A 9,748-nucleotide genomic window follows, 5' to 3' on the forward strand; every position below is an offset into this window, starting at 1 on the left:
GGCGGCGCCGGTGACGGTGCACGCCGTGCCCTTCGAGGTGCCGCGCTACACGCTGCGGATGCTCCAGCACCTGCGCCACGCCGACGCGCCGGGGCAGCGCTGGATGCGCGAGCAGATGCTCCTCGCGCTCGGCGCCGAGTGCCCGGGCGGCGGGGCGTTTGTATAATCCACGATGGCGTTGCCGTGAGACAGGACAGGGATCGAGACGGTGGAAAGAAGACAGTTCAGCGGGGCCCTGCAGGGCCAGAACCTGCGTTTCGTCGGTGAGCGCAAGCCGGGCGATCCGCAGCGTCAGCGGCGCGTGGGCTTCGTGCTGCTGGAACATTTCTCGCTGCCGGCCTTCACCCAGGCGCTGGATACCCTGGTCACCGCCAACCTGATCCGCGAGGGCGCCTACGCGACCCGCACCTTCAGCCTCGACGGCGAGCCGGTGACCAGCGACCTGGGGCTGGTCATCTGCCCCTCGGCGACGCTGGAAAGCCGCGACCTCGATCTCGACCTGCTGGTGGTCTGCGGCGGGCTGCGCACGCCGCTGCGCGACCTGCCGGCGCTCAGCCGCCTGCTGCAACTGGCGGCCGAGCGCGGCGTGGCCCTGGGCGGGCTGTGGAACGGCGCCTGGTTCCTCGGCAAGGCGGGGCTGCTGGATGGCTACCAGTGCGCCATCCACCCGGAGAATCGCGCCGCCCTGGCGGAGGTCGCCAAGGGCAGCGTGGTGACGGCGGAGAGCCACCGGGTCGACCGCTGCCGCCTCACCGCCGGCAGCCCGACCGGCGCCTTCAACATGGTCCTGGAGTGGATCGACGCGCAGCACGGCGCCGAGCTGGTGGAGGCCATCGTCGATATCCTCGCCTTCGAGGAATCGCGCTTCCGCCGCACCCGCCCGGCCCTGCACGAGAAGATGTCGCAGCCGCTGCGCGACGCGCTCAACCTGATGGGCGCGAACCTCGAGGAGCCACTGAACACCGACCAGCTCTCGCACTACGTGGGGCGCTCCAAGCGCCAGCTCGAACGGCTGTTCCAGGAGCAGCTGGGCACCTCGCCGGTGCGCTACTACCTGGAGCTGCGCATCACCGAGAGCCGCCGCCTGCTGCAGCACTCGGACCTGTCGCTGGTCGAAGTGGGCCTGGCCTGCGGCTTCGTTTCGCCGAGCCATTTCAGCAAGTGCTACGCCTCGTTCTTCGGCTACGGGCCGTCGAAGGAAGTGCGCTACGCCTGCGTCAAGTCGGCCAAGTAAACCTTCGCCGCGAGCGGGCGGCGTGGCTCGGGTCCGCTACCGCCAACGGCGTATTCTGGCGCGCTGAAGCCCGGGAGAATCAGGCAGGAATGCGGCAGGAACAGGCAAACGGCTGGCTGGCCCGGCGCCTATGCTGCAAGCTGTCCCAGCTGCGTCCCGCAGCCCACCCAGGAACCCACGCCTTGAAACTGCATCCGTTGCTGCGCGCGCCCATCGCCGATCACGGCCATTCGCCCCAGGCCCGGCAGGGGCGCTTCCACAACCTCAGCCCGCGGCCGGCCGACATGCCCGAGCCGGACGGCAAGGTGATCTGGAACCTGCTGTTCAACAAGCCCAAGCACACGGTGCCGCGCGAGCCCTTGCCGATCCGCCCGCTGAACCGCGCCGCGCTTGACGCCGCGCCGGAGCGCAGCCTGTTCCGCCTCGGCCACTCCACGCTGCTGCTGAAACTGGACGGCGGCTGGTGGCTGACCGACCCGGTGTTCTCCGACCGCGCCTCGCCGCTGCCGTTCGCCGGGCCCAAGCGCTTCCACGCGCCGCCGATCGCCCTGGGCGAACTACCGCCGCTGCGCGGGGTGATCCTCTCCCATGACCACTACGACCATCTCGACCGCGTCACCATCAAGGCCCTGGCGCCGCAGGTGGAGCTGTTCCTCACCCCGCTGGGCGTGGGCGACCGGCTGCTGGCCTGGGGCGTGCCGGCGGCCAAGGTGCGCCAGCTCGACTGGTGGCAGGGCGTGGAGGTCGACGGCCTGCGCCTGAGCGCGACCCCGGCGCAGCATTTCTCCGGGCGCGGCCTGCGCGACGGCAACCGCACGCTGTGGTCGTCCTGGGTGATCGAGCACGGCGACTTCCGGGTGTTCTTCAGCGGCGACACCGGCTACTTCGACGGCTTCGCCGAGATCGGCCGGCGCTTCGGCGGCTTCGACCTGACGCTGCTGGAGACCGGCGCCTACAACGACAGCTGGCCCTACGTACACATGCATCCGCAGCAGACCCTGCAGGCGCACCTGGACCTCGGCGGGCGCTGGCTGCTGCCGATCCACAACGGCACCTTCGACCTGGCCATGCACGCCTGGTACGAACCCTTCGAACGGGTACTGGCACTGGCCGCCGAGCACGGCGTGAGCGTCGCGACCCCGGCCATGGGCGAGCGCGTCGACATGGGGGCCCCGCACGTGGGCGAGCGCTGGTGGCGGGCGGTGGTGGAGCTGGAAGCGGCGGCGGCGCCAACGGCGAGCGCGTCCTGCCTGTCCGGCGAACGCTGAGGGGGAGGGATGTAGCGCGGGAAACTCATTCCCCGGAAAACAAAAAGCCCCGCAATGCGATGCGGGGCTTTTCGTTTCGAAACCGGGATTACTCGGCGCGAACTTGCTCGGCCTGCGGGCCTTTGGCGCCGGCAGTCACGATGAAGCTAACGCGCTGACCTTCTTCGAGGGTCTTGTAGCCAGTGGATTCGATCTGGCGGAAGTGAACGAAGACGTCCGGGCCGCTTTCGGGGGTGATGAAGCCGAAGCCCTTCTCAGCGTTGAACCACTTGACGGTACCGGTTTGGCGATTGGACATGATGTAACTCCAAGGTTGGATATGTAGATATACAGGCTAAGGGCCTGGCTGAACTGGTGCAAGTGAAGAGAAACCGAGGAGATGGTACTGAACATCAATACGGAGCCGCTAAACCGTGCAGGCAGCGGCGACAGCATACAGGGTCTGAACGGTTTGGACAGCACTTTCTGATAGCGACCGGCGGAAAATGCTTCGTTCGGCTTTTCCCATGCCCGGGCGGGGATACCGTATAGTCCCGCCAGGGCCCCCAGTTCGAGGGCTCGCCATCGGGAGGTTCCGCCGTGTCAGATTCTCCGGAAAGCCAGGCAAGAAACCAGTTGAACGCGCAGGTCGAGGCCTTTCTCTCGAAGGGCGGCGAGATCCAGGAAATCCCCGTCGGCGAGACGGCCTGGAACCAGAACGCACAGAAGAGCCAATGGGCGCGGCAGCAGGTCAAGGGCAAGGAAAAGCCCGAGTGAGCCGTCCCGGCTAGGCTTCGCCGGCCGCCTCCAGCTGCGTCGGGAAGCGCTCCACCAGCCAGTCGATGAACACCCGCAGGCGCTGGGTGACGTGCCGGTGGTGCGGGTAGACCACGTGGAAGGGGTAGGCCGCCGGCCGCCACGCCGCGAGGATTTCCACCAGCGCGCCCTCGCGTAGCGCCGACGCGGCGGCGTAGCGGAAGGTCTGCACGATGCCCAGGCCGGCCAGGCAGGCAGCCAGGTGGGCGTTGCTTTCGTTGACGCCGACGCGATGCTCGGTGGCGATCTCCAGTTTCTCGCCGTCGCGCTCGAAGCGCATCGGCACCGCCCGCGCGTTGCGGGTGGAGACGTAGGCCACCAGCCGGTGGCCGTTGCGCAACTCCTCCGGGTAGGCCGGCACCCCGTACTGCCTGAGGTAGCCGGGCGTGGCGCAGGTGAGCATCGGCGCCTCGCCGAGCCGCCGCGCCACCAGCGACGAACTTTCCAGCGGCCCGCCGCGAATCACGCAGTCGACGTTGTCGCCGATCAGGTCGACCGCGCGGTCGGAGACGCCCAGGTCGACGCGGATGTCCGGATAGCGCGCGAGGAATTCCGGCAACAGCGGAATCAGCACGTCGCGCGCGGTCGAGCCGCCGACGTCGATGCGCAGGTGCCCACGGGGCTTGCCGCGCGCGAGGTTCAGCGACGCGTCGATGTCCTCCAGGTCGCGCAATACCCGCGTGGCCTTCGCGTAGTAGTCCAGGCCCTCGGGCGTCACCGTCACGCGCCGGGTGGTGCGCTGCAGCAGGCGCACGCCCAGGTGCGCCTCCAGTTCCTGCACCAGCTTGCTCAGGGTGGCGTTGGGCATGTCCAGCGAGTCGGCCGCGCGGGTGAAGTTGCCAGCCTCCACCACGCGGGCGAAAGCGCGTATCGCCAGTAGCTGATCCATGTCGTCGCGACTCCGGGAAAGGTCGAGTTGATTATCCATGCATGTGGATAGTCATTCCATTATGCGATCTTTTTCAGGTAATCGAAGGGCCCTAGATTGGCGCCATGCCCGACACGGCGACACACCCGGCGGGCCAACGCGACTCAACCCACGACACCTATCTGGAGCTCGACATGAACAAGCAACTCAACGGCAAGATCGCTCTCGTCACCGGCGGCAGCAGCGGCATTGGCCTCGGCGCCGCCCAGGAACTGGCCGCGCAGGGCGCGCGGGTGTTCATCACCGGCCGCCGCCAGGCCGAACTCGACGCCGCCGTCGTGGCCATCGGGCCGGGCGCCACCGCCATCCGCGCCGACGTCTCGGTGCAGTCGGACCTCGATGCGGTGTACGCCCGCATCGCCGAAAGCGCCGGGCGCCTGGACATCCTCTTCGCCAACGCCGGCGGCGGCGACATGCTGCCGCTGGGCGCGATCACCGAGGAACATTTCGATCGAATCTTCGGCACCAACGTGCGCGGCGTGCTGTTCACCGTGCAGAAGGCGCTGCCGCTGCTGAGCGATGGCGCCTCGGTGATCCTCACCGGCTCCACCACCTCGGTGCAGGGCACGGCGAGCTTCAGCGTCTACAGCGCGAGCAAGGCGGCGGTGCGCAACTTCGCCCGCTCCTGGGCGCTGGACCTGAAGGAGCGCGGCATCCGCGTCAACGTGGTCAGCCCCGGCCCGATCCGCACGCCGGGCCTGGGCGACCTGGTGCCGGACGAGGCGCGCCAGGGCCTGTTCGACGCGCTCGCCGCGCAGGTGCCGCTGGGACGCCTGGGCGAGCCGCGGGAAGTGGGCAAGGCGGTGGCCTTCCTCGGCTCCGACGCGGCCAGCTTCATCAACGGCATCGAACTGTTCGTCGACGGCGGCATGGCCCAGGTGTGAAAACGCCAAGGCCCGGCGTTGCGCCGGGCCTTGTACGCAACGCTCGCGCCCTGCCTCACGGCGGGGCGCGGCGCATTCAGGTGCCGGACTTGATGCGCGTCCAGCTGCGCGTCATGTCCCGCTCGATGCGCATCGGCACCGGCGCCAGGGTGAACAGGTTGCCGCGCTGTTCCTGGGGAATGAACATCGCCTGGTTCTTCAGCAGCTCGGGGTTGATCTCGGCGGTGGCGTCGCGGTTCGGGTTCGGGTAGCCGATCAGGTTGGAAACCTGGGCGATGACCTTGGGCTGCAGCAGGAAGTCGATGAACTTCTGCGCCTCGGCGGCGTGTTTAGCGCCCTTGGGAATGGCCATGGTGTCGGCCCACATCAGCGTGCCTTCACGCGGCAGCAGCATGCGGATGTCGTTGCCCTTCTTCGCGTCGGCGGCCATGCCCTGGGCCTGCAGCACCGCCGCCGACCAGGCCACCACCACGCAGACGTCGCCGTTGGCCAGGTCCGAGGCGAGCTTGGCCGAGTTGAAGTAGCGGATGTGCGGGCGCACCTTCAGCAGCAGCGCCTCGGCCTTCTTGTAGTCCTCCGGGTTGCCGCTGCTGGGGTCCAGGCCCAGGTAGTGCAGGGCGATCGGCAGCAGTTCCTCCGGGGCGTCGATCATCGCCACGCCGCAGCCTTGCAGCTTGCTGATGTTTTCCTCCTTGAACACCAGGTCCCAGCTGTCCAGCCTGGCGTCGGCGCCCAGGGCCTGGCGCACCTTGTCGGCGTTGTAGCCGATCAGCGTGGTGCCCCACAGGTAGGGCACGGCGTACTGGTTGGCCGGGTCGACGCGTTCGAGGTTGTGCATGATGCCCGGGTCCAGGTGCTGCCAGTTGGGCAACTGGGCGCGGTCGAGCTTCTGGATCGCCCCGGCCTGGATGAACTTGGCCACCTGCACGCTGTTGGGGAACACCAGGTCGTAGCCGGAGGTGCCGGTGAGCACCTTGGCTTCCAGGGTGTGCGGGCTGTCGAACACGTCGTAGTTGACCTTGATCCCGGTCTGCGCCTGGAAGTCCTTGAGCACCTGCGGCGGCAGGTAGTCCACCCAGTTGTAGATGTTCAGCTCGGGCTGCGCGGCGCGGGCGGTGGCCAGCGGCAGGCAGGCGAGGGCGAGCAGTGCGGCGAACCACGTGTTGTTGATTTTCATCGGATCAGCTCACGGTTGCGGATGGGGTCAGAGTTTGTAGGCGAAGAACCATTCCAGGGTGTCGAAGCGATCGTTGCCCAGGGCTTCGCGGGCGCCGGCCTGCGGGTCGACCCAGTTGTAGGCCAGCGAGGTGTAGATGTGCTCGGTGGGCATCCACTCCAGGTACAGGCCGGTTTCGTTGGCGAAGTCGCGGTCCTTCACCGGGATGCCGAAGTAGTAGTTGGAGTTCAGCTTGAACTGGTGGTACTGCGCGCCGGCGGACCATTGCTCGTTGAAGTGCACCTTGCCGCGCCAGGTCTGCGCTTCCTCGTTGCTGTTGTACAGCAGGTAGTTGCCGACCACGTCGCCGATCACCCAGGTGCCCCAGTCGGTGTAGCCCTTGCTCAGCGGGTCCCAGTCCTTGCGGGTGGTGTCGCCGGGGTCGTTGTCGCCGGAGAAGGTGGCGTAGCGGTAGCCGATGGTCGGTTGCAGCGGCAGGTCGTGGAAGCTGTAGTCGGCCGAGGCGTACCAGGCGCTGGCGTCGTAGCTGATGCCCTTGCTGCTGCCGCGCTCGGCGGCATATTCGCCGTTCAGCTGCAGCGCTTCCAGGCCCGGCAGCGAGGCGTTCAGCGCACGCACGTTGTACACCCGCATGCCGTCGCGGGGGATGATCGCGTTGAGCTTGTCGTCCTTGGCCTCGACGCCGAAGGCCATGGCGCCGAGGGTGACGCTGGGCAGCTTGAGGTCGAGGTTGCCGCCGCTCATGCGCAGGTCGCCCAGGTGGTCGTCGGTGCGCAGGCTGAAGGCCTGGGCCGAGAACGCTTCGTGCTGCCAGGACAGCACCCCGGCGTCGCGGAAGGCGGTGCGCGGGGCGCTGAAGTAGGCGCCGTCGCCGAACTGGTCGAGGTTGCCGTCCATCACCAGGAAGCCGTTGCCGACCATGTAGTTCTGGTCGCCCAGGGTCAGCGTCCACTCGCCGGCGCGGAAGCCCGCGTAGGCTTCCTCCACCGAGGTGTTGTGTTCGTCGCCACGGGTGTAGCCGCCGGGGTCGCCGTCGCCGGTGGTGCCGGCGGCGATCAGCGAGCCGCCGCCGAGCAGGCTGAAGTCCGGGCTCAGCGCGTACTCGAAGGTCGCGCCGGGCTTGACGTAGTACTCCTGCCAGTTGTCGTTCTGCTTGCCGAGGCTGCCGTCGCGCAGGTCGATCCGGCCCAGGCCGAAGTTGGCGTTGTGGCTCTGGATCGCCGTGGCCGACACGCTCAGGTTGAATTCGCCCTTGAAGTCGCCTTCGCCGAAGGCGATTCCGGCGTGGGCGAGCGGGCTGCCGGCCGCCAGCGCTATGGCCAGCGCGAGGCGGGTGGGCGAGGCGACTTTTCCGATCATCATTGCTGTGGCTCCTGCATTTCGTTGTTATTGGCACAGGGCAGTCGGGCGGGCACAGGGGGGCCCAAGGACGCGCGCGGGGCGTGCGTCACCGGGTTGCTAGCTTTCAGTGGCGGCGCGTCAGACGTCGGCGAGGCTACCGGCGAGGGTCCGGAGCAGGTGCACGGTGTCGCTGTCGAGGGCGTTCTCCGCTTCCGGCGGGGACGACTGCTTGACGATCACCACCTCGTTGGCGAAGTCCACGTAGAGCCACTGGCCATGGATGCCGACGGCCATCAGCGCCTGGTCGTTGAACACGTACCACTGGCTCTTGTACGAGGCCTGCGGGCTCCATTCGGAGAACTCCTTGTTGGTTGCGTACACCGCCGGGTCGTTGCCGCGCAGCAGGCGTTCCACCGCCGCCTGCGGCAGCACCTGGCGGCCATTGAAGCGGCCGCGGCCGAGCAGCATCAGGCCGAAGCGGCCCATGTCGCGCAGGGTGGCGTTGAAGCCGAAGCCGACCACGCCGTGCCCGGAGGGGTCGGCCAGCAGGAAGCTGTCGCGCTCGCAACCCAGCTGCCGCCACATCTGCTCGAACAGCTCGTGGCCGGGCTTGCCGCTGGCGCGCTCCATGATCCAGCCCATGGCCTCGGTGGTGGCGGTGACGTAGCGGAAGAAGCCGCCGTGCTCGCCGTGCTTGCGGAACGACAGCAGCCAGTCGTTGAGCGAGGCGAAGCGCTGGATGCCGGCGGGCGTCGGGGTCAGGCCCACGGTGTAGTGCAGGTGCGAGGTGGGCGACTCGGGGTCTTCGTAGTGCTCGACGTAATCGATGCTGATGGCCATGTCCATCACCTGGCGCACGCTGGCGTCCTCGAACGCGGTGCCGGCGAATTCGGGCACGTAGTGCAGCGCCGGCTTGTCCGGGTCGAGCAGGCCCTGCTCGATGAGCTGTTCGGCCAGCGCGCCGGTCACCGACTTGGTCACCGAGAACATGATGTGGCGGGTGTCCGGGCGCTGGTTGTTGAAGTAGCGCTCGCTCAGCACGCGGCCGGGCTTGAGTACCAGGAAGGCGTCGGTGCAGGTGGCGTGCAGGTGCTCGTCCAGGCTCACCTCGCGGCCGGCGAGGCTGGCGAAGCGGTAGTCGCCGAGCAGTTCTTCGCGCTCGCCCAGCTCGCTCGGCGCGGCGTTGCCGGCGGCGATCACCAGGGTCGGGCAGAGCTGCCCCATGTGCTGCAGCGCCCAGCGGTTGTAGGGCGGCAGCAGGATGTCGGCGGCGGTCACGCGCAGCTCCGGCGCGGGCGGCAGGCCGATCATCAGCGGTGGTGTGGGTTGCTGGTGGCGGCGTTCGGCGTACGCCTCGACCAGCGCCTGTTGCAGATTGCGGGACATGGATCACTCCTGAAGGGGAAGTACGGACCACCGGGGTGAAATACTTTTCCCATCCTAAAAACTTTTAGTCAACTAAAAAATTATTCTCCGCAAAAATCTGTACAATCCGCCGGACACACAGACGTAGGGACGAGGCTTGCCTTGAGCGGACTTCGCGAGCGACAGAAGGAAGCGCGGCGCCTGGCGATCAGCCAGGCGGCCATCGAGCTGTTCCGCCGGCAGGGCTTCGCCGCCACCACCGTGGAGCAGATCGCCGAACAGGCGGGGGTGTCGGCGCCGACGGTGTTCAACTACTTCGGCAGCAAGCAGGAAATCCTCCTGGAACTGCTGCGCGCCACCGACGAGATGGCGGTGCAGGACATGGTGCGCCTGGCCCTGGACTTCGACGACCCGGTGGACGTGCTCTGCCACCTGGAAAGCCTGGTGCTCAAGCACGAACTGCAAGCGCTGCCGGTGTCGGTCTGGCGCGAGCTCCTGGCGATGCGCTACAGCGGCTCGGCGCCGGAGCAGCTCACGCTGATCAACGAGACCCTGAACCGCGAAGTCAGCGCCTTGCTCGGCCACCTGCAGGGCGCGGGCAAGGTTCGCGCGAACGTCGACACCGACTACGCGGCGCAGGTGCTGAACGAGTTCCTCACCCTGGAATTCCTCAAGCTGGTCAGCGCCGAGACCCTCGACCTCGACGGCCACGCCCGGCGGGTGAGGGCGTTCATCGGGCTGTTGTTCAACGGCATT

Annotated in this window: 10 protein-coding genes; 5 read left to right on the forward strand and 5 right to left on the reverse strand. The window is 67.8% G+C overall.

The features are described 5' to 3' along the window. Positions 1-208: 208 nt before the first annotated feature. Together P3W75_RS22585 and P3W75_RS22590 are read left to right on the forward strand one after the other, a co-directional pair. The gene (locus P3W75_RS22585) at positions 209-1,234 is read left to right on the forward strand and encodes a GlxA family transcriptional regulator (RefSeq protein ID WP_276229542.1); all 1,026 of its coding nucleotides are present in this window, start codon (positions 209-211) and stop codon (positions 1,232-1,234) included. A gap of 188 nt (positions 1,235-1,422) precedes the next feature. Then, positions 1,423-2,502: an MBL fold metallo-hydrolase gene (locus P3W75_RS22590; protein ID WP_430765403.1), complete on the forward strand. Its 1,080-nt coding sequence runs from the start codon at positions 1,423-1,425 to the stop codon at positions 2,500-2,502. Positions 2,503-2,590: 88 nt separating this feature from the next. Here P3W75_RS22590 and P3W75_RS22595 read toward each other — a convergent pair whose 3' ends face one another. After that, positions 2,591-2,800, reverse strand: a complete 210-nt coding sequence (locus tag P3W75_RS22595) for a cold-shock protein (protein WP_276229544.1) — start codon at positions 2,798-2,800, stop codon at positions 2,591-2,593. A gap of 281 nt (positions 2,801-3,081) precedes the next feature. Between P3W75_RS22595 and P3W75_RS22600 the strand changes: the two genes are divergently transcribed. Beyond that, complete coding sequence (locus tag P3W75_RS22600; RefSeq protein WP_346429863.1) at positions 3,082-3,258, forward strand: hypothetical protein; 177 nt, start codon at positions 3,082-3,084, stop codon at positions 3,256-3,258. 10 nt (positions 3,259-3,268) lie between these two features. Here the strand turns inward: P3W75_RS22600 and P3W75_RS22605 are convergent, their stop codons facing one another. Next, on the reverse strand, positions 3,269-4,186 hold the full coding sequence (locus tag P3W75_RS22605; RefSeq protein WP_276229546.1) for a LysR family transcriptional regulator: 918 nt from the start codon (positions 4,184-4,186) through the stop codon (positions 3,269-3,271). 173 nt (positions 4,187-4,359) lie between these two features. Between P3W75_RS22605 and P3W75_RS22610 the strand changes: the two genes are divergently transcribed. After that, complete coding sequence (locus P3W75_RS22610) at positions 4,360-5,109, forward strand: SDR family NAD(P)-dependent oxidoreductase (RefSeq protein WP_276229547.1); 750 nt, start codon at positions 4,360-4,362, stop codon at positions 5,107-5,109. A 76-nt stretch (positions 5,110-5,185) separates the two neighbouring features. Here the strand turns inward: P3W75_RS22610 and P3W75_RS22615 are convergent, their stop codons facing one another. The 3 genes from P3W75_RS22615 to P3W75_RS22625 form a co-directional block, all read right to left on the reverse strand. Beyond that, entirely contained in the window at positions 5,186-6,286 is a 1,101-nt protein-coding gene (locus P3W75_RS22615) for a polyamine ABC transporter substrate-binding protein (protein ID WP_276229548.1), read from the reverse strand. Positions 6,287-6,313: 27 nt separating this feature from the next. Further along, on the reverse strand, positions 6,314-7,648 hold the full coding sequence (locus P3W75_RS22620) for an alginate export family protein (RefSeq protein ID WP_276229549.1): 1,335 nt from the start codon (positions 7,646-7,648) through the stop codon (positions 6,314-6,316). Positions 7,649-7,765: 117 nt separating this feature from the next. Next, positions 7,766-9,013 carry a serine hydrolase domain-containing protein gene (locus P3W75_RS22625; protein WP_276229550.1) on the reverse strand — a complete coding sequence of 416 codons (1,248 nt, stop codon included), beginning with the start codon at positions 9,011-9,013 and terminating at the stop codon, positions 7,766-7,768. Between the two features lie 141 nt (positions 9,014-9,154). Between P3W75_RS22625 and P3W75_RS22630 the strand changes: the two genes are divergently transcribed. Beyond that, positions 9,155-9,748 (forward strand): TetR/AcrR family transcriptional regulator (locus tag P3W75_RS22630; RefSeq protein ID WP_276229551.1); only part of this gene is annotated, 594 nt, incomplete at its 3' end.

It is taken from the genome of Pseudomonas citronellolis (assembly GCF_029335315.1).
Classification (GTDB): domain Bacteria; phylum Pseudomonadota; class Gammaproteobacteria; order Pseudomonadales; family Pseudomonadaceae; genus Pseudomonas; species Pseudomonas citronellolis_A.

What these genes read in the sequence shown, in the direction of transcription:
- P3W75_RS22595 (WP_276229544.1), bottom strand. Translation starts at nt 2,800, where the DNA reads ATGTCCAATCGCCAAACCGGTACCGTCAAGTGGTTCAACGCTGAGAAG.
- P3W75_RS22605 (WP_276229546.1), bottom strand. Translation starts at nt 4,186, where the DNA reads ATGGATCAGCTACTGGCGATACGCGCTTTCGCCCGCGTGGTGGAGGCT.
- P3W75_RS22610 (WP_276229547.1), top strand. Translation starts at nt 4,360, where the DNA reads ATGAACAAGCAACTCAACGGCAAGATCGCTCTCGTCACCGGCGGCAGC.
- P3W75_RS22615 (WP_276229548.1), bottom strand. Translation starts at nt 6,286, where the DNA reads ATGAAAATCAACAACACGTGGTTCGCCGCACTGCTCGCCCTCGCCTGC.
- P3W75_RS22620 (WP_276229549.1), bottom strand. Translation starts at nt 7,648, where the DNA reads ATGATGATCGGAAAAGTCGCCTCGCCCACCCGCCTCGCGCTGGCCATA.
- P3W75_RS22625 (WP_276229550.1), bottom strand. Translation starts at nt 9,013, where the DNA reads ATGTCCCGCAATCTGCAACAGGCGCTGGTCGAGGCGTACGCCGAACGC.